A 19070-nucleotide genomic window follows, 5' to 3' on the forward strand; every position below is an offset into this window, starting at 1 on the left:
GCCCGCAGAGTCAAGCAGTTATTTTTTGCTTTCTCCGACTGGCTGGGCGACGCATCAGTCGTTGTTCCCGGTCAGTGGAGGCGCATTATAGGGACTTCTCGCGGCGTGACAAGTCTTAATTTAAAAAAAACGCACAACTGCGCTTATTTTCACCACCTCGCACAAAAAAGCGTAATATCGGACTCTTTTCATCCAACAGTACAGTGTGATCTGTTTTTTGTAGGATAAAATAGAGAAGTATAGATATGCATACCCTATTAGGATCAACTAGCCATGCAACTAAATGCTCAACAACAAGCCGCCCAGCGCAATCTCTCCTATCTGCTTGCTGAGAAGATAGGCCAGCGGATCCTGTCCGGCGAATATCCGTCCGGCAGCATTCTGCCGGGGGAACTCGAACTGGGTGAGATCTATGGCGTCAGTCGTACCGCCGTACGTGAAGCGGTAAAAATGCTGGCGGCCAAAGGTATGCTGCTTCCACGTCCGCGCATCGGTACACGCGTCATGCCGAGCAGTAGCTGGAACTTTCTCGATCAGGAGCTGCTGACTTGGTGGCTAACCCGAGAGAATTTTGAACACGTAAAAGATCACTTCCTGGTACTGCGCAATGCGCTGGAGCCGCAGGCCTGTCTGCTAACGGCACTACACGCCAGCGACACTGATAAAGCCGCGATCAATAACCTGATGCACGAAATGCGCGAGCTCAATAGCCATTTTGATCGCGAGCGCTGGATTCGGGTCGATGTACAATTCCACCAGCAAATCTACAAGGCCAGCGCTAACCCATTCCTGACCTCGTTCTCCAACTTGTTCAACTCGGTCTACCAAAGCTACTTCCGTTCGGTAACCGGCAATGAAGTCGTCAAGCTGGAGCAACACCAAGCGATCGTCGATGCTATTCTCGCTGGCGACGCCCATGGAGCCTATGTGGCCTGTCAGGGCTTGCTGGGTATAGAGGGAGTCTAACACTCGACGGAAAATTTATGACCCAGATGGCTGGCTTGCCTTGGATTGCAGCAATGGCTTTTTTTATGCAGGCGCTGGATGCCACTATCCTGAATACCGCACTGCCCGCCATCGCCCGCAGTCTGGCCTGCTCCCCGCTGGTGATGCAGTCTGCCATCATCAGTTATACCCTGACAGTCGCAATGCTGATCCCCATCAGTGGCTGGATAGCCGATAGGATGGGGACCCGGCGCGTCTTTATTGCCGCCGTTTCGCTATTCTCACTTGGCTCCCTGTTGTGCGCGCTGTCGGGATCACTGGAAATGCTGGTCGCCTCCCGCGTTCTACAGGGTGTAGGCGGGGCGATGATGATGCCGGTTGCCCGTCTCGCGCTCCTGCGCGCCTATCCGCGCGATGAGCTATTGACGGTACTCAACTTCATCAGCTTACCCGGTCTGGTGGGTCCAGTGCTCGGCCCTTTGCTCGGCGGTTGGCTCGTCACCTATGCAACCTGGCACTGGATTTTCCTGATCAATATCCCGATTGGCATCATCGGAATCCTCTATGCCCTGCGCTATATGCCTGACTTTACCGCCCCAACACACGGCTTTGATATGCTTGGCTTTATGCTATTTGGTCTGGGGCTGGTGCTGCTCTCATGTGGCATGGAGCTATTCGGTAAGCCGACGCTACCGCAGCCCTATGCCTGGGGCATCATATTGACAGGCCTCGGCTCATTGCTACTGTATATCCTGCACGCCAGACGCCACCCTCACCCGCTTATCGCCCTTCCTCTATTTCGTACCCATACCTTCTCTATTGGCATCGTGGGTAACATAGCCTCACGCCTGGGCACCGGCTGCATTCCATTTCTGATGCCGCTCATGCTGCAGGTAGGGTTCGGCTATAGTGCCATTGTCTCGGGCTGCATGATGGCACCAACGGCGCTGGGGTCGATGTTGGGAAAATCACTGGTTACCGGCGTACTGCACCGCCAGGGATATCGTAACACGTTGGTTGGGGTGACGCTGATTATCGGTCTGACGATCGCGCAGTTCTCCCTACAGAAGCCTGAAATGCCCCTGTGGCTGCTGATCTTGCCGCTGTTCCTGCTGGGGATGTTTATATCCACCCAATTTACCGCAATGAACACGCTTACCCTTGGCGATCTGAGCGACCAAAATGCCAGCGCAGGCAACTGCGTACTGGCGGTGACCCAGCAGCTGTCCATCAGCTTTGGCGTTGCGGTCAGCGCCGCGGTGCTGCGCTTTTATGATACTCGGATTACCGGGTCACTGGTCGATCACTTCCACTATACCTTTATTACAATGGGCGCCATCACCCTGCTGTCTGCCAACGTATTCATGTTACTCCATCCCAGGGACGGCGACCATTTGCTGAAGGGCCGCCGCCACCCATATCACCGTGATACTCCCCCTCAACCGTGATGGATGGCGACCGATCCCCGCTCAATAAGCTGGGGCGTTAATACCAGTGTCTGTGGCTCCCGCGAGGGATGCTGCAGACGGTGTACCAGCGTATCGACGGCCAGTTCTCCCAGCTCATCCTTGGGCTGATGAATCGTCGTCAACGGCGGCGACATATAGCGCGCCAGCTCAATATCGTCATAGCCGACGACCGCGACATCATCGCCCACCCGCAGTCCGGCTTCAAACAGCACCTGATATACGCCGACGGCCATCGCATCATTGCCGGTAAACAGCGCATGGGGCGGCGTCGGCAGCGCCAGCAGCTGTTTCATCGCCTGCACTCCACCGGCAAACTCGAAATCGCCGAACAGGATGTACTCCGGCGGCACAGGTAGCGCGGCCTGTTTCATTTCGTGCAGAAAGCCTTCCAGACGCTGGCGAGAGGGGGACTTATCCTTAGGACCCGCCAGACAGGCTATGCGGGTATAGCCGCGTTCGATCAGATGTCGTGTCGCTATTTGCCCCCCCAGGAAGGAGTTATCCTGGATGATATCGTTCTGGCCATCGAACAGCGCCCAGTCCATCATTACCGTCGGCAGCGCGGGATAACGGGCAATCATCTCCTGCGCCGGCCGAAAATTCTCAGTGCACATCATCAGCAGACCATCCACCCGCTTTTGCAGCAGAGTTTCCATACTCTGGCTCATACGCGCCGGATCGCCCTCAGTGTTACACAGGATCAGGCTATAGCCCCGCTCATAGCAGCTGCGCTCTACCCCGCGTACCACCTCAGCAAAAAAAGGATTATTACTGGTGGTAACCAACATCCCGAGCGTGTGCGTCTGGTTCATCTTTAAGCTGCGGGCCAGCGCAGAAGGGGCATAATTCAGCTGCTGAACGGCCTCCAGGACACGCTGACGCACACTGTCGCTGACGAAGCGATTGTTATTGATGACATGGGATACAGTCGAGGTGGAGACGCCTGCGAGACGGGCGACGTCCTTCATTGTTGCCACGTATGATTACTCCTGATGCGTCTGTAGGAAGGCATCGATCTCACGGCGCCAAGGGACAGAGGACTGCGCGCCCTCACGCGTCACGGCGATCGCCGCGGCAGCATGGGCAAAGCGCACGGCGGCAGGCAGGGTATTCCCCTCCAGCAGAGCGGTTAGCAACGCACCGTTAAAGGTATCCCCGGCAGCAATGGTATCGACAGCGTTAACCCTAAATCCCGGGATCACTTCACCATACCCCTCCTGGCTGACCCAAACGCCGCGGCGACCAAGCGTTATCATCACGGTTTCGATGCCTTTACCGTGCAATACAGCGGCGGCTTGGCGAGCACTCTCATCGCTGTGGACCCGAATACCGGTCAGATGCTCAGCCTCGGTCTCATTGGGAGTGATGACATCCACCAGCCGCAGCAGAGAATCCGGCAGCGTCCGCGCCGGTGCGGGATTCAAAATTACCTTGGTCTGATGCTCTCGGGCCAGCACCGCGGCGGCTTCAACGGTCTCCAACGGTGACTCCAGCTGCATCAGCAGCGCATCTGCCTGCACCACCAGCGTCCGGTGGTGAGATAGATACTGCGGCGTCAGCGCATGATTAGCACCGGCGTTGATGCCAATGACATTCTCCCCATCCTGATTGACAAAAATCAGTGCCACGCCGGTGCTTTCGCCATCGACGCGCTCCACGGCGTGTATATCGATCCCATCACCGGCCAACTGGGTTCGGATCCGTTCGCCGATATCATCGGCGCCAACACAGGCAATAAAGGCAATATCCGCACCGCTGCGCCCGGCGGCAACGGCCTGATTGGCCCCTTTACCGCCGAATGCCACCTGATATCCCTGTCCGGTTAAGGTTTCGCCGGGGCGGGGAAAATGTTCGACCTTGAGAATGTGATCGGCATTGATACTGCCTAATACGACCAGTTTGCCTGTTTGCATATTCTGTATTCCTACTTATCTACCGCCGCCGGTATCCCAGCGGCGGCGTTGCCCGGAGGGTCTCCCGGTACGTTACTTGGTGACCAGCTTCAGCTCAACCGGAATGTTGGCCGGCACGTTTTCCCCTTTGATCACCTTATCCGCGGTCTCGACGCCGATCACGCCGATCTGCTCCGGCTGCTGTGCTACAGTGGCTCCCAGCTTACCGCTCTGTACCGCTTTTTCACCGTCTTGGGTGCCATCGAATCCGACGACCAACACATCGTTACGCCCCGCCGTTTGCAAAGCGCGCAGGGCACCCAGCGCCATCTCATCGTTCTGCGCGAATACGGCCTGAACCTGCGGGTGAGCCGTGAGCAGGTTTTGCATGACGTTCAAGCCCTTAGTACGGTCAAAGTCGGCTGGCTGGCTGGCCAGTACGTCAAACTTATGGGCGACGACCGCCTGTTTAAAGCCTTCGCCGCGCTCACGGGCTGCCGAGGTTCCGGCGATCCCCTCCAGCTGAATGATCTTGGCACCGGTCCCCAGCTGCTGGGCGATAAAGTCACCGGCCAGCTTGCCGCCGGCGACGTTATCGGAGGCGATATGGCTAACCACGCTACCTTGGCTGGCCGCACGGTCAAGGGTGATCACCGGAATATTGGCCTGATTGGCCATTTTTACCGCGTTGCCCACCGCATCGGAGTCCGTCGGGTTAATCAGCATCAGCTTAGCGCCGCGCACGGTCAGATCCTGTACGTTGGCCAGCTCTTTGGCCGGGTTGTTCTGTGAGTCCAATACCACCAGCTTGTATCCCAGCTTATTGGCCTCTTTCTGCGCGCCATCCTTCATCGACACAAAGAACGGGTTATTCAGGGTAGAGACCACCAGGGCAATGGTATCCTGCGCCATGGCGTTGGCACTCAGGATGGCGCTCAGGGCCACGGCGGAGATCAAGGTTGCCAGTTTTGTAATATTCATCTCATCGATTCCTGTAGGTAAGATTATTTATTGCTTTTGTTGTCTACCAAAACCGCCAACAGAATCACCGCTGCCTTGACGATCATTTGGTAGTAGGAGGAAACACCGAGTAAGTTTAGGCCGTTATTCAGGAAGCCAAGGATCAGGGCGCCGATCAGCGTTCCCATAATCCGCCCCTTACCGCCGGCCAGACTGGTCCCGCCCAGCACCACCGCCGCAATCGCATCCAGCTCATAGCCGGTACCGGCCGTCGGCTGCGCTGAGGAGAGCCGGGCGACCTCTATCACACCGGCCAACGCCGACAGCAAGCCGCACAGGGCATACACCGCAATCTTGACGCGATCGACGCTGATCCCGGACAGGCGCGTTGCCGCCTCATTCCCCCCCAGCGCGTAAATATAACGCCCCATGCGGGTGTGGTGCAGCATGTACCACGCCAGCGCAAAGACCACAATCATCAGCCAGATAGGCGTCGGCATCCCCAGAGGACGACCAATGCCAAACCAGCCAAACAGATCCGCCTGCGCAGAGAAACCGGTATTGACCGGACTGCCGTCGGTATACACCATCGTGACCCCGCGCAGCAGCAGCATCATCACCAGGGTCGCAATAAAGGCCTGAACCTTGCCCTTAGCCACGATAACGCCGGTGCAGCCGCCAATCGCCGCCCCCAGCGCCAGCGCTGCGCCAACCGCCACCAGCGCATTCACATCCATCCCGACAATGGACGCCGCGACCGCGCCGGTCAGCGCCAGCAGCGATCCTACGGACAGATCGATGCCGGAGGTCAGGATCACCAGCGTCATCCCTACGGCCATGATGGCGTTCACGGAGGTCTGCTGCAGAATGTTGAACAGATTATTGACGGTGAAGAAATTGGGGCTCATGGAGGAGACCACCGCGATCAGCACCAGCAGGGCGATCAGCGATTTCTGCTCGACCAGCCAGACTTTGAGTCGGACCTTGCTGAATCCGCCCTGGTTTGCAGTTACTTGGGTATTCATCGGGGATTACTCCTGCTTAACGCCGTATTGCTTGCCAACGGCCGCGGCCATCAGCACTTCCTGTGTTGCCTGTTCAATCGGGAACTCGCCACTCAGCCGCCCCTCATGCATGACCAGAATACGATCGCTCATTCCCAGCACCTCGGGCATTTCGGAGGAGACCAGAATGATGCTCAACCCCTCCGCCTTAAACTGGTTAATCAGCTGATAGATCTCTTTTTTGGCACCAACGTCGACGCCGCGCGTCGGTTCATCAAGGATGAGAACCTTGGGGCGGGTCATCAGGCCACGGGCAATCGCCACCTTCTGCTGGTTTCCGCCGGAAAGCAGGCCGATAGCCTGATCCATCGATGGGGTCTTGATGTTGAACAGCGAGATAAAATCACCGACGGCCTCCCGCTCTTCGCCATGCTTGAGCGAGCCATTAAGACGGCTGAAGTAGCGCAGCGCCGTCAGTGACATGTTCTCCTTCACCGACATTCCCAGCACCAGGCCATCGCGCTTTCGATCCTCTGAGATATAGACGATCCCGTTGGCCATCCCCTCCTGCGGAGAGCGGGTCTGAATAGGGTTGCCCTCCTGGGTTATACTCCCCTGGGTACGCGGCAGCGCGCCGTACAGGATCTTCATCAGCTCACTGCGCCCCGCGCCCATCAGCCCGGACACGCCCAGTATTTCACCGCTGCGCAGCGTAAAAGAGACATCCCTGACGCCAGGGCCTGATAGGTGACTGACCTGCAGGCGCAGATCGCCAGGCGCACTGTCGAGGCGCGGATACTGCTCCTCCAGTTTGCGCCCAACCATCATCTCAATCAGCGAATCTTCACAGAGCGCGCTGACGGGCCGCTCTGCGATAAACTGTCCGTCGCGGAAGATGGTCACGTCATCGCAGATTTCAAAGATTTCCTTCAGACGGTGTGAGATATAAACAATGCCGCGCCCCTGAGCCTTCAGCTCACGAATGACGCTAAACAGGGACTCCGTCTCGGTATCCGTCAGCGCATCGGTCGGCTCATCCATGATGATGACCCGCGATTCGAAACTCAGCACCTTGGCTATCTCGACCATCTGCTGTTCGCCGATGGACAGATCGCCGACCAGACGGCGGCCACCATAGTCCAGATTCAATCGTGCCAGCAGCCTGTCTGCCTCGGCATACATTTTTTTCCAGTCGATACGCCCCAGGCGATTGGTAAACTCGCGGCCCAAAAAGATATTTTCAGCGATAGTCAGCTGCGGGATCAGGTTCAACTCCTGATGAATAATACCAATGCCGGCCTCCTGCGAGGACTTGGGACCGTTAAACGCCGTCTCTTTGCCCAGATAATTCAGCGAACCGGCATCTTTCTGATAGATCCCGGTCAGCACTTTCATCATGGTGGATTTGCCTGCGCCGTTTTCTCCAACCAGCGCCATCACCCGTCCGGGATAGACATTCAGCGAAGCACCGGACAGCGCCTTCACGCCGGGAAACGATTTATCGATTGCGGTTAAAGCCAGTAACGGTTGCATAATGGCCTCAAAAGGTCACGCCGGCATACAGCAGTACATTGGCATAGGGTGAACACTCTCCGCTGCGGACGATGGCCTTACTTTCACCGCTCAGCGCCTTAAACTGACCGTGGGAAACATAGTCGATATGAATCGCGTTGCCCTGCGTCTGCGCCAGCCGCTGCAGCCATGTCACCAGCTGCCGGTGAATGTCAGGATTAGCCTCAACCATCTCCTGCGCCAAAACGGCACGCTCAACCTGCATTTCCGCCGTCATCGTCTCAATAACCTGCATAAAACGCGGGATGCCATGGGTCAGCGCCAGATCGATACGCTGGATACCGTCAGGAACCGGCAGCCCGGCATCGCCAACCGTCACGCTGTCCGTATGACCCAGACGGGAGATCAGGGCTGAAAGTTCAGAATTTAATACCGTGCCTTTTTTCATAGCTCGCCCCACTGGCGAAACGTTTCGATAACCGCTGATTGTAAAGGTATAGCCGGGCTGGACAAAACAAAAAATAAAAAAATGTGATCATAATCGAAACGTTTCGTAGTAAAAACGATTCAGCTAAACAGTAAGTAAAAAGAGAAAAGGCGCCGTTAGGCGCCCTTTTACTCTTTATCCTGTTTGACGGTTCAGATTTCGACCTGGGTTCCCAGCTCGATAACCCGATTAGGCGGGATCTCAAACTGATCGGCCGCCTGCAGCGCATTGCGGCTCAGCGCCATGAACAGCCGGCCCCGCGCCTTGAGATACCAAGGCCGGTGTCCCAGCAGCAGTGACTCATGGGACATGAAGAACGAGGTCTCCATAATCCGGCAGGATAGCCCCTCTAGACCGCAGCGGTGGAAAATCTCCTCAACGTTCGGTGTTTCCTTAAAGCCATAGCTGGCCACCACCCGCCAAAACGTCGGCGACAGCTGTTCGAGGGTGACGCGACGCACATTATGCACATAGGGCACATCTTCGGTACGCAGGGTCAGCAAGATCACCCTCTCATGGAGCACCTTGTTATGTTTCAGGTTATGCAGCAGCGCCAGGGGAATGACGTTCACCGCCCGCGACATATATACCGCAGTTCCCTGCACCCTGACCGGAGGTGACTTTTCCAGCGAGGCGATCATGGCCTCCAGAGAATTTCCGTGCTCATGCAGGCGACGCAATAGACGAAAGCGCTCACTTTTCCAGGTCGTCATGACGATAAACATCATCAGCCCCAGCGTCAGCGGTAACCAGCCACCGGAGAATATCTTCATGGCATTGGCACTAAACAGCGGTATATCGATAAACAGTAGGCATACCAACAGGATCCCGACCAAGAAACGGTTCCAATGCCAATTTTTAAACGCGACGGTACAGGAGAGAATGCTGGTCAGCACCATCGTACCGGTAACAGCGATACCGTAGGCCGCCGCCAGATTGCTGGAGCGCTCAAAGCCGACGATAACCAACACCACGCTGATATATAGCGCCCAGTTAATGGCCGGAATATAGATCTGACCGGCCTCCATATCCGACGTATGAATAATACGCATCGGCGGCAAATAACCGAGACGAACCGCCTGCCGCGTCAGAGAAAAGACGCCGGAAATCACCGCCTGCGACGCGATGACCGTAGCGAGGGTAGCCAATACCAGCAATGGGATTAGCGCCCAGTCAGGTGCCAACAAAAAGAAGGGATTCTTTATCGCCGACGGATCTTTGAGCAATAGCGCTCCCTGGCCAAAATAGTTCAGCATCAGAGAGGGGATCACAAACAGAAACCAGGCGAGACGGATCGGCCGTTTACCGAAGTGGCCCATGTCAGCATACAGCGCCTCGACCCCGGTGATTGACAGCACCACGGCACCGAGGGAAAAAAATGCCAGCGCCTTATAATGTATAAAGAAGTTGATAGCCCAGCGCGGATCCAGGGCATACAGCACCTGAGGATTGGCGAGAATACTGCGCCCACCCAATATGGCCAGCGCTAAAAACCACAGCACCATCACCGGCGCAAACAAGCGGCCAATACTGCCGGTACCGTGTTTTTGAATACAAAACAGGACCGTTAGCACCAGAACAGAGAGCGGAACGATATAGGGATCCAGCGACGGGGCAGCAATTTCAAGCCCTTCAATGGCAGACATAACAGAAATTGCCGGAGTGATAACCACCTCGCCGTAGAAGAAGCTACCGCCAATCAGCCCCAGGATCACCAGCATAGCCGTTATCCGCGCCGGTGTGTTACGGCCAGCCAGCGACATCAGGGTCAGTATCCCCCCTTCACCTTCGTTGTCGGCTCGCATCACAAAGGTCAGATACTTCAGCGAGACGATCAGAATCTGCATCCAAAAAATCAGCGAAAGGAAGCCAAAGACAGTCTCTGGCTTAACCTCAAATCCATAGTGCCCAGCAAAACACTCGCGCAGGGTATATAGCGGGCTGGTGCCTATATCGCCATATACAACGCCAATAGCGGCCAGTGTAACCGTAGTCAGTGAACGTTTCTGTTCTGTACTCATAACATTTTTCGTTTGAAATTTCCGTCAGCCATCAATGCGCCAACATCCCGAGCGCAGATAAAGATTGCACAGTATGCATAAATACACATGTATTCCCACTGTAAAACCCGCAAGAACATCGTTGATTATGTAACAAACAACATGTGGCGCCGCCGCATTGCCTGTAAATCTCTCCCCGATGGCCGTGAATGAAAATAAAAGCTGGTCATATAGTTTATAAATGGATACAACAAAATCATCCATATCATGAATAGAGAATATTATGACGCAACCTCGCCAATTGGCAGAACGTATTTCACGACTGAGCCAGGCGCTGGAGTCCGGGCTGTATGAACGGCAGCAGGCAGTACGTCTGTGTCTGCTGGCTGCGCTGTGCGGGGAAAGCGTCTTCCTGCTTGGGCCGCCGGGCATTGCCAAAAGCTTAATCGCCCGTCGGCTTAAGTTTGCCTTTCGCAATGCACGCGCCTTTGAGTACCTGATGACCCGCTTTTCCACTCCGGAGGAGGTGTTTGGCCCCCTCTCTATTCAGGCACTAAAAGATGAAGGACGCTACCAGCGCCTGACCCAGGGCTACCTGCCAGAGGCCGAAATCGTCTTTTTGGATGAGGTATGGAAAGCGGGCCCGGCCATTCTGAATACTCTGTTGACCGCCATCAACGAACGCCGTTTCCGTAACGGTGATCGGGAAGAGGATATCCCACTGCGCCTGCTGGTAACCGCCTCTAACGAGCTGCCTGACGCTGACGGGGGGCTGGAAGCGCTGTACGACCGTATGCTGATCCGCCTATGGCTGGATAAAGTGCAGGAAAAGAGTAATTTTCGGGCGCTGATCAATAACCACCAGGATGAAAATGCCAATCCTGTACCTGACAGCCTCAGCATCGACGGCGACGAGTTTCAACGCTGGCAACAACAGCTAAGCGGTGTAACACTACCGGATAACGTCTTTGACCTCATATTTCAACTGCGCCAGCATATCGACACGCTGGAAAACACGCCTTATATATCCGATCGACGCTGGAAAAAATCCGTACGCCTGCTGCAGGCCTGTGCCTTTTTCAGCGGCCGCAATGCCGTTGCGCCACTTGATTTGATCCTGCTGAAAGAGTGCCTATGGCACGATCTTTCCTCCCGCCAGCTGCTGAATCAGCACATCCAGCAGATCCTGACGCAGCAGGCCTACCGGCAGCAAAGGCTGTTGCTGCAGATCCAGCAGCTGGAAGGCCAATGGCTGCAAAGCCAGCGGACATATCAGCAGAACCGCGCGCTGACGCTACGACATAAATCCGCGCTGTTTAACCACAAGACCCACTATACCCTGCCAGTGGATCTCAATTCGCCGCAGCTCACGCTGCTACTGCTGCAACCACTGCGCCTGCACGATATGCAGGTTACCCACTTAACCGTTGAAACCGCGGCGCTGACCCGCTGGCTGCAAAAAGGCGGCGAACTGCGGGCCCGCCTCAACGGTATCGGCTTTGCCCTGAGCATTGACGTTGATATTAATCCACAGCATCAACTGGAGATCCGCGATATCAGCCATCAATCCAGCCTGCTGGGTCTGCCTGACGGTACGCGTCAGCCAGCAGATCCCACCATTCTGGCTGCTCTTGAGGAGATAAGGCAAACACTGCGCCAGCAGCGCCAACAGTTTGCCGGGCAGCAGCCCTGCCTGTTTGTCTGCCGTGAGTGGCTGGCCCAGATAGAGGCCAGCCTGCTGGAGGTGGATGAACAGCTTAATGCCCTAGCAACTCGGTTGCAGGGAGATACCCTCTAACATGCCGTCACTTGAGGCCGTAGAAGCTTTTCTGGTAATGAATGAAAGCGAGCTGCTGCAGGACTTTCTGGTCGGGCTGATAGCCGCCCCTCAGTTGGCGGTCTTCTTTGAAAAATATCCCCGCCTGCGCAAGATCATCGATCGCGAGTGGCCCGGCTGGCAGCGCCGTCTACGTAAACGGATCCACGATACCAACGTACCCGATGATCTGGCTCAAGAATTTACGCTGTATCAGCATCAGCTCCTACTGGGCAGCGGTGAATTCTTCCGCCGCTTACCCGCAACCCTTGCCGCGCTGGATAGCCAAGGCTCTCCGTTTAGTCATAAAGCACACCAGCTCTGTCCCGATGGGAAGATCACCCACAGCGACAGTTTTCACACACTGTTTTTACAGCAATGGCGCCTGAGCCTGGTCGCCCGTACTCTGACGCTCCACCACCAGGTGATGGAGCAGGAACGAGAGATGCTGCAGCAAGAGCTGCAACAGCGCATGCAACTCAGTGGCGCACTAGAACCGGTGCTGGTGGAGAATGAAAATGCCGCGGGCCGTCTCTGGGATATGAGCCGTGCACCGACGCATCACGGTGACTATCAGCTGCTGGTTCAGTACGGTGACTTTCTTGCCGGCCAGCCAGAGCTGCTGCAGCTGGCTGAACGGCTGGGGCGCAGCCGTGCCGCAGATCCTCAGGATCACGCAGACACTCAGCTGGAGATTCGCCGCGTACTGGTACGCGAGCCGGCCGTTATGCCTGAAGAGGTCAGCGGGATCCATCAAAGTGATGAGATCCTGCGTCTGATGCCCAGCGAGCTGTCGCTGCTGGGGCTCAGCGAGCTAGAGCTGGAGTTTTACCGCCGTCTGCTGGAAAAGCGCCTGATGACCTATCGTCTGCAGGGTGATGCCTGGCGTGAACAGCAAATTCAGCACAGGGTAACGTACCGCCACCATCAACAGCAGCCCAAGGGACCGTTTATTGTCTGCGTAGACACGTCAGGTTCAATGGGAGGATTTCATGAGCAGTGTGCCAAAGCGTTCTGTCTGGCACTGATGCGCATCGCACTTGCCGATAATCGTCGCTGCTACATCATGCTGTTTTCTACTGCAATTGTGCAGTATGAACTGACCGCCGACAGCGGCATCGATCAGGCGATTCGTTTTCTCAGCCAGCGCTTTCGTGGGGGAACCGATCTGGCACGCTGCCTGGCGCAAACCTGTACACTGCTGCAGCAACCGACCTGGCAACAGGCGGATGCAGTCGTCATTTCCGATTTTATTGCCCAGCGGTTGCCAGAAGAAACACAGGGTCTGATAAACCAGTTGCAAAAACAGGATGGCCACTGCTTTCACGCAGTGGCCATGTCGCCACATGGCAAGCCCAGCATAATGAAAGTCTTTGATTATATTTGGCGCTTCGACAGCGGAATTAAGGGACGTCTGCTGCGTCGTTGGCGCCATTGAGTCTTAGAGAATCGCCTGCACGCGTTGGCGAATCTCCTGAGGCCATACACCGCACTGCACCTGACCGATGTGCTGCTGCTGCAGCAGCAGCATCACCAGACGGGATTGGCCGATACCGCCACCGATAGTCTGTGGCATATCTCCGCGCAGCAGTGACTGATGCCACTCCAGCGCCAGACGATCCTCATCGTCCGTCAGCGCCAACTGACGCTTCAGCGCCTTGGCATCAACGCGGATCCCCATGGATGAGAGCTCAAAGGCATCACCCAGCACCGGGTTCCACACCAGAATATCGCCGTTGAGCCCACCGAAGCCCTCTGCGCCCAGCGACGTCCAGTCATCATAGTCCGGCGCGCGAACGTCATGGGCCTGACCGTTTGACAAGCGGCCGCCGATCCCGATCAGGAACACGGCGCCCAGCTCATGGGTGATCGCGCGCTCGCGGCCTTTGGCATCCAGATCCGGATAACGGCGTAACAGAGCCTCACTGTGAATAAAATGGATTTCCGCGGGTAAAAATGGCGTTAAACCGTACTGCGCACACACTTCAGCCTCTGTTGTTTTCATCGCGGCATAAATGTGGCGCACCGTCTCCTGCAGATAGGCAGGGGTACGCTCCCCATCGCCCATCACGCGCTCCCAGTCCCATTGATCCACGTACACCGAGTGGATCGCTGAGAGACGGTCCTCATCGGGACGCAGCGCCTTCATGTGGGTATACAGTCCTTCCCCCGGTGCAAAGTCATACATTCCCAGCGTCTTACGTTTCCATTTGGCCAGAGAATGCACCACTTCAAAGGCGTCCTGCGGCAGGTTCTTCACCTTTACCTGTACCGCCTTCTCATGACCGGAAAGGTTATCCTGCGTACCGTCGCCCAAACGGCTCAGGATCGGCGCCTGCACTTCAATGAGACCGAGACGCTGCTCCAGCTGACGGGAGAAATGTGCCTTAACAAAGCTGATCTGCTGCTGTTTTTCAATATAGGATTTTTTCATTGTTGTACTCACTGCCTGTCTTTCTTTCCTGTTGATATTGATTAAGCAACAGATGCGACGATGAATTCAATAATCAACAACAAATATTGCCTTATTGGTTTTAATCAATCATTTTATGGCGTCTATAATTGAATTTTATCTAAATCTAAAGGTAAAAAATGGCAGAAATTTATCCGATCGATAATCTCGATCGTGGCATCCTCAATGCGCTGATGCAAAATGCCCGTACGCCTTATGCTGAGCTGGCGAAAAATTTTAACGTCAGCCCGGGAACCATCCACGTACGGGTAGAAAAGATGAAACAGGCAGGCGTCATTACCGGCGCCTGCATACAGGTCAGCCCTAAGATGTTGGGATATGACGTCTGCTGCTTCATCGGCATTATTCTCAAAAGCGCTAAAGACTACCCGGCCGCCCTGGCGCGCTTGGAAAGTCTCAATGAAGTGGTCGAGGCCTATTACACCACCGGTCACTACAGTATTTTCATTAAAGTAATGACCAAATCTATCGAAGCGCTGCAGCACGTACTTATCAACAAGATCCAGACCATTGATGAAATTCAGTCTACGGAAACGCTGATCTCACTGCAAAACCCGATCATGCGCGACATCAGGCCCTGATCAGGATCGAGTTATCCGCATTCACACCCAGATTATCCACAGCTAGATCCCAGCAAATTCGCAGCGTACAATAGCCCGTCCAAATCATTCGCTGGGATCATCATGCCAAATATCACCGTTATCAGCGGCAGTACCTTAGGCAACGCCGAATATGTCGCCGAACATCTGGCAGAAAAGTTAACTGAACGGGGTCATGACGTGCAGGTGCTGCACGGTCCGGATCTGGGTGAGCTACCCCAGCTGGGTATTTGGCTGGTGGTGACATCGACGCACGGCGCCGGAGAGCTGCCGGACAACCTGCAACCGCTATTTGAACAGATAGAGACCCAGCAGCCGGATCTCTCAGGGATCCACTTTGGCGCTGTCGGTATCGGCAGCAGTGAATATGACACCTTTTGCGGAGGGATAGCGATCGTCGATCGTATTCTGATCGCATTCGGCGCTCAGCGCCTTGGTGAAATGCTCAAGATCGATATCCAGCGCTGCGATATTCCAGAGGATCTCGCCGAGGAGTGGCTGATCCAATGGGAAAAACTTATCCAGTGAGTATGTTTTTTGCCCACTTAGACTGTGTATAAGTCTTTTTATAAGCAGTAAAAAACCGGTAGTTATTCAAATAATAAACCAGTGCTGTTTTTACACCTGTGTATAACAACCAATAAAGATCCCAGCTTTTACGGTCTGGGATCACCGATCTTCCACAGTTAATGATCCTGCATAGTAACTTGATCCTTATTGATAAATTCGTGTTATCCACAAAGGATCAGGATCCTAATAGAAGATCTAATAAAGAGATCTTTAAATAAAAAAGATCTTTTAAATACTGGGCGGAGGATCCGCGATCCACATAGGTTGGACCTGCGCCTAAACTTGAGTAGAATCCCCACCCCTAGGCAAATAACGATCGTTGAGAGCCTTTCGGTCAGCGCGAGGTGTAGTACCATGTTTTACCCCGATCCCTTTGACGTCATCATTATCGGTGGCGGCCATGCCGGTACCGAAGCGGCCATGGCTTCTGCCCGAATGGGCCGCCAGACCCTGTTATTAACACATAATATCGATACGCTAGGACATATGTCCTGCAATCCAGCCATCGGTGGTATCGGTAAGGGGCACTTAGTAAAAGAGGTCGATGCCCTGGGGGGACTGATGGCTCAGGCGATCGACAAAGGTGGGATCCAGTTTAGGATCCTCAACGGCAGCAAAGGACCCGCGGTACGTGCAACCCGGGCACAGGCCGATCGCATACTGTATCGTCAGGCGGTACGTATGGCGCTAGAGAACCAGCCCAACCTGATGATCTTTCAACAGGCTGTAGAGGATCTGATCGTTGAAAACGATCGCGTCGTCGGTGCGGTTACCCAAATGGGGCTAAAGTTCCGCGCCAAAGCTGTGGTTCTCACCGTAGGCACGTTCCTGAACGGTAAAATTCATATCGGTCTGGAGAACTACAGCGGTGGTCGCGCAGGCGATCCGCCTTCCATCGGACTGGCCCGCCGCCTGCGCGAGTTACCGCTACGGGTAAACCGACTGAAAACCGGCACACCTCCGCGCCTTGACGCTCGAACCATCGACTTCAGCGTGCTGGCGCAGCAGCACGGTGACAACCCAGCGCCGGTTTTTTCTTTCCTCGGTGAGGCCAGTCAGCATCCGCGTCAGGTACCGTGCTATATAACGCATACCAACGAACATACCCATGAGGTGATCCGCGGCAATCTGGATCGCAGCCCGATGTATGCCGGGATCATCGAGGGGATCGGCCCACGCTATTGCCCGTCGATCGAAGATAAGGTGATGCGCTTTGCCGATCGTAATGCGCACCAGATCTTTTTGGAGCCAGAGGGACTGAGCAGCAATGAGATCTATCCAAACGGGATCTCAACCAGCTTGCCGTTTGACGTTCAGATGGCCATCGTACGGTCGATGGCGGGGATGCAAAACACCCGCATCGTGCGTCCGGGGTATGCGATTGAGTATGATTTCTTCGATCCGCGGGACTTGAAGCCCACCCTGGAGAGTAAATACATTCAGGGGCTGTTCTTCGCCGGTCAGATCAACGGCACAACCGGCTATGAGGAAGCGGCGGCACAGGGGTTACTGGCAGGCCTGAACGCTGGACGCTGTGCTGCCGATTTAGAAGGTTGGATGCCCCGTCGCGACGAGGCATACCTTGGCGTGCTGGTGGATGACCTGTGTACCCTGGGTACCAAAGAGCCCTACCGCATGTTTACCTCACGTGCGGAGTATCGTCTGATGTTGCGTGAAGATAACGCCGACTTGCGTTTGACCCCGATAGGGCGTGAACTGGGTCTGGTCGACGATGTGCGTTGGGCCCAGTTTAACCAGAAGCTGGAAAACATGGAGCGTGAACGTCAGCGCCTGCGTGAAACCTGGGTACACCCGCAGTCTGAACGGGCGGCTGAGGTGAATGTGTTGTTAAAAACCCCGCTGTCTCGCGAGGCCAGCGGTGAGGATCTATTGCGTAGGCCTGAGATGGATTATGCCACGCTGACCTCGCTGTCTCCGTTTTATCCACCGCTGGCGGATCGTCAGGCGGCTGAGCAGGTTGAGATCCAAGTTAAATACCAAGGGTATATTGCCCGTCAGCAGGACGAAATTGAAAAGCAGCTGCGTAACGAAAATACGTTGCTGCCAGCCGATTTGGACTATCGTCAGGTCAATGGCTTGTCCAATGAGGTGATCGCGAAACTTAACGATCATAAACCCAGCTCTATCGGTCAGGCATCGCGTATTTCCGGTATTACGCCTGCAGCGATCTCTATTCTGCTGGTGTGGCTGAAAAAGCAGGGAATGCTGCGTCGCAGCCTGTAGCTGCGCGCCCATTGGCCGCTGCCTGGCGGCCATTATTCACGACCGGCCGTCTTTAAGACGGCCGGCTTTGATTGAGGTATATACCTTGTACAAGCAACTGGACACGCTGCTGGCGCAGGCCGGCATTTCGTTAACCGATCAGCAAAAACAACGGCTACTGGGCTACGTATCTCTGCTGGATAAGTGGAATAAGGCCTATAACCTGACCTCTGTACGCGAGCCGCGCGACATGCTGGTGCGCCATATCATGGACAGCATCGTTGTGAGTCCTTATCTGCAGGGGCTGCGGTTCATCGACGTGGGAACAGGACCGGGTCTGCCGGGGATCCCTCTGGCTATTGTGCGCCCTGATGCCAATTTCACGCTGCTGGATAGCTTAGGCAAGCGGGTACGTTTCCTGCGTCAGGTCCAGCATGAGCTGCGTTTGGACAATATTGAGCCGGTGCAGAGCCGGGTCGAGGCGTTTGTCGCAGAGCCGCCTTTTGACGGTGTGATCAGCCGTGCTTTTGCCTCTTTACAGGATATGGTGTCTTGGTGTCATCATCTCCCAGCCGCGCACCATGGACGCTTTTATGCCCTGAAGGGGGGAGTTCCACAGGATGAGCTGCAAAGCTTACCGGCCGGCGTTAGCGTGGATCAACTGATCCGCCTGCAGGTGCCAATGCTGGAGGGGGAACGCCATCTGGTGGTACTAAAATCCGATTAATTTTGTTTTCTGTCAAAAAAACAAAAAAAACATTGCATAGTAAGTGAACGGATCAACCGTTAATAACTTGAATCATTTGTAGACATATATTTCATTTGTTTACCGTTTGTTTACAATGTTTGCGTGATTATCCTCTTGCCTAAGCACTGTTAATCCGACCGCTATCTCTCTCTGCCCGTGTATTTTTGCCGTATTGTTTCCCGTTTAGGGGCGGGCAGATAAGAGGGGAACGATATGTCAACAGGCTGTTTCCATTTGGTTTTGAACTATAGATTGATGGGGTAATCAACTGATTTTATGATTTTAAATGTATATATCAGCAGTATTGGCTAAAAAATAGCCTTTCCTCTATGGTATATAGGTTTTTCTTCTATGTAGTTAGGTGATCATTAA

At 54.8% G+C, this 19070-nt stretch carries 17 protein-coding genes; 9 read left to right on the top strand and 8 right to left on the bottom strand.

The genetic code is table 11. From position 1 onward, the window contains the following. From EIEH_RS19455 to mdtD, 3 genes are all read left to right on the top strand, one after another. Window positions 1–228, top strand: a 228-nt coding sequence (locus EIEH_RS19455; protein WP_204365805.1) for a hypothetical protein, incomplete at its 5' end; no start/stop codon positions are given. Window positions 229–273: 45 nt separating this feature from the next. Next, window positions 274–966, top strand: coding sequence for a FadR/GntR family transcriptional regulator (locus EIEH_RS00580; RefSeq protein WP_015873030.1), 693 nt, complete (start codon window positions 274–276; stop codon window positions 964–966). Between the two features lie 17 nt (window positions 967–983). Beyond that, window positions 984–2393, top strand: a complete 1410-nt coding sequence (gene mdtD / locus EIEH_RS00585; protein WP_015873031.1) for a multidrug transporter subunit MdtD — start codon at window positions 984–986, stop codon at window positions 2391–2393. On the opposite strand, the gene rbsR is transcribed toward mdtD, so the two are convergent. The 7 genes from rbsR to kup all read right to left on the bottom strand — a co-directional run bounded on the left by rbsR (window position 2384) and on the right by kup (window position 10290). Then, the gene (gene rbsR / locus EIEH_RS00590; RefSeq protein WP_015873032.1) at window positions 2384–3391 is read right to left on the bottom strand and encodes a ribose operon transcriptional repressor RbsR; all 1008 of its coding nucleotides are present in this window, start codon (window positions 3389–3391) and stop codon (window positions 2384–2386) included. The two genes, mdtD and rbsR, sit on opposite strands and share 10 nt — an antisense overlap. A 6-nt stretch (window positions 3392–3397) precedes the next feature. After that, window positions 3398–4327: a ribokinase gene (gene rbsK, locus EIEH_RS00595; RefSeq protein WP_015873033.1), complete on the bottom strand. Its 930-nt coding sequence runs from the start codon at window positions 4325–4327 to the stop codon at window positions 3398–3400. 72 nt (window positions 4328–4399) lie between these two features. Next, window positions 4400–5287, bottom strand: a complete 888-nt coding sequence (gene rbsB / locus EIEH_RS00600) for a ribose ABC transporter substrate-binding protein RbsB (protein WP_015873034.1) — start codon at window positions 5285–5287, stop codon at window positions 4400–4402. A 23-nt stretch (window positions 5288–5310) separates the two neighbouring features. Next, window positions 5311–6291 (bottom strand): ribose ABC transporter permease, encoded by a 981-nt coding sequence (gene rbsC / locus EIEH_RS00605; RefSeq protein WP_015873035.1) that lies wholly within the window; start codon window positions 6289–6291, stop codon window positions 5311–5313. Window positions 6292–6297: 6 nt separating this feature from the next. Continuing rightward, window positions 6298–7803: a ribose ABC transporter ATP-binding protein RbsA gene (gene rbsA, locus EIEH_RS00610; protein ID WP_015873036.1), complete on the bottom strand. Its 1506-nt coding sequence runs from the start codon at window positions 7801–7803 to the stop codon at window positions 6298–6300. Window positions 7804–7810: 7 nt separating this feature from the next. Next, window positions 7811–8230 carry a D-ribose pyranase gene (gene rbsD / locus EIEH_RS00615; RefSeq protein ID WP_015873037.1) on the bottom strand — a complete coding sequence of 140 codons (420 nt, stop codon included), beginning with the start codon at window positions 8228–8230 and terminating at the stop codon, window positions 7811–7813. A gap of 191 nt (window positions 8231–8421) precedes the next feature. Next, window positions 8422–10290, bottom strand: a complete 1869-nt coding sequence (kup, locus tag EIEH_RS00620; protein ID WP_015873038.1) for a low affinity potassium transporter Kup — start codon at window positions 10288–10290, stop codon at window positions 8422–8424. A gap of 262 nt (window positions 10291–10552) precedes the next feature. Here kup and ravA point away from each other — a divergent pair, with 262 nt between their 5' ends. Next, the gene (ravA, locus tag EIEH_RS00625; RefSeq protein WP_015873039.1) at window positions 10553–12067 is read left to right on the top strand and encodes an ATPase RavA; all 1515 of its coding nucleotides are present in this window, start codon (window positions 10553–10555) and stop codon (window positions 12065–12067) included. A 1-nt stretch (window position 12068) separates the two neighbouring features. After that, a complete protein-coding gene (viaA, locus tag EIEH_RS00630) occupies window positions 12069–13523 on the top strand; it encodes an ATPase RavA stimulator ViaA (protein ID WP_015873040.1) in 1455 nt (484 codons plus the stop codon). A 3-nt stretch (window positions 13524–13526) separates the two neighbouring features. Here the strand turns inward: viaA and asnA are convergent, their stop codons facing one another. After that, window positions 13527–14519, bottom strand: coding sequence for an aspartate--ammonia ligase (asnA, locus tag EIEH_RS00635; RefSeq protein WP_015873041.1), 993 nt, complete (start codon window positions 14517–14519; stop codon window positions 13527–13529). A gap of 158 nt (window positions 14520–14677) precedes the next feature. Here asnA and asnC point away from each other — a divergent pair, with 158 nt between their 5' ends. From asnC to rsmG, 4 genes are all read left to right on the top strand, one after another. Beyond that, the gene (gene asnC / locus EIEH_RS00640) at window positions 14678–15139 is read left to right on the top strand and encodes a transcriptional regulator AsnC (protein ID WP_015873042.1); all 462 of its coding nucleotides are present in this window, start codon (window positions 14678–14680) and stop codon (window positions 15137–15139) included. A gap of 102 nt (window positions 15140–15241) precedes the next feature. Further along, window positions 15242–15685 (top strand): FMN-binding protein MioC, encoded by a 444-nt coding sequence (gene mioC, locus EIEH_RS00645; RefSeq protein ID WP_015873043.1) that lies wholly within the window; start codon window positions 15242–15244, stop codon window positions 15683–15685. 396 nt (window positions 15686–16081) lie between these two features. Further along, window positions 16082–17971 (top strand): tRNA uridine-5-carboxymethylaminomethyl(34) synthesis enzyme MnmG, encoded by a 1890-nt coding sequence (gene mnmG / locus EIEH_RS00650; protein ID WP_015873044.1) that lies wholly within the window; start codon window positions 16082–16084, stop codon window positions 17969–17971. 85 nt (window positions 17972–18056) lie between these two features. Continuing rightward, on the top strand, window positions 18057–18677 hold the full coding sequence (gene rsmG, locus EIEH_RS00655) for a 16S rRNA (guanine(527)-N(7))-methyltransferase RsmG (protein ID WP_015873045.1): 621 nt from the start codon (window positions 18057–18059) through the stop codon (window positions 18675–18677). Window positions 18678–19070 lie beyond the last annotated feature (393 nt).

Source organism: Edwardsiella ictaluri ATCC 33202 (genome assembly GCF_000264785.1).
Taxonomy (GTDB): domain Bacteria; phylum Pseudomonadota; class Gammaproteobacteria; order Enterobacterales; family Enterobacteriaceae; genus Edwardsiella; species Edwardsiella ictaluri.

Excerpts from the sequence above, each read along its gene's own strand:
- viaA (WP_015873040.1), top strand. The coding sequence starts at position 12,069 with ATGCCGTCACTTGAGGCCGTAGAAGCTTTTCTGGTAATGAATGAAAGC.
- asnC (WP_015873042.1), top strand. The coding sequence starts at position 14,678 with ATGGCAGAAATTTATCCGATCGATAATCTCGATCGTGGCATCCTCAAT.
- rbsA (WP_015873036.1), bottom strand. The coding sequence starts at position 7,803 with ATGCAACCGTTACTGGCTTTAACCGCAATCGATAAATCGTTTCCCGGC.
- rbsB (WP_015873034.1), bottom strand. The coding sequence starts at position 5,287 with ATGAATATTACAAAACTGGCAACCTTGATCTCCGCCGTGGCCCTGAGC.
- EIEH_RS00580 (WP_015873030.1), top strand. The coding sequence starts at position 274 with ATGCAACTAAATGCTCAACAACAAGCCGCCCAGCGCAATCTCTCCTAT.
- mdtD (WP_015873031.1), top strand. The coding sequence starts at position 984 with ATGACCCAGATGGCTGGCTTGCCTTGGATTGCAGCAATGGCTTTTTTT.
- rbsK (WP_015873033.1), bottom strand. The coding sequence starts at position 4,327 with ATGCAAACAGGCAAACTGGTCGTATTAGGCAGTATCAATGCCGATCAC.
- rbsC (WP_015873035.1), bottom strand. The coding sequence starts at position 6,291 with ATGAATACCCAAGTAACTGCAAACCAGGGCGGATTCAGCAAGGTCCGA.
- kup (WP_015873038.1), bottom strand. The coding sequence starts at position 10,290 with ATGAGTACAGAACAGAAACGTTCACTGACTACGGTTACACTGGCCGCT.
- rbsD (WP_015873037.1), bottom strand. The coding sequence starts at position 8,230 with ATGAAAAAAGGCACGGTATTAAATTCTGAACTTTCAGCCCTGATCTCC.
- mioC (WP_015873043.1), top strand. The coding sequence starts at position 15,242 with ATGCCAAATATCACCGTTATCAGCGGCAGTACCTTAGGCAACGCCGAA.
- mnmG (WP_015873044.1), top strand. The coding sequence starts at position 16,082 with ATGTTTTACCCCGATCCCTTTGACGTCATCATTATCGGTGGCGGCCAT.
- asnA (WP_015873041.1), bottom strand. The coding sequence starts at position 14,519 with ATGAAAAAATCCTATATTGAAAAACAGCAGCAGATCAGCTTTGTTAAG.
- ravA (WP_015873039.1), top strand. The coding sequence starts at position 10,553 with ATGACGCAACCTCGCCAATTGGCAGAACGTATTTCACGACTGAGCCAG.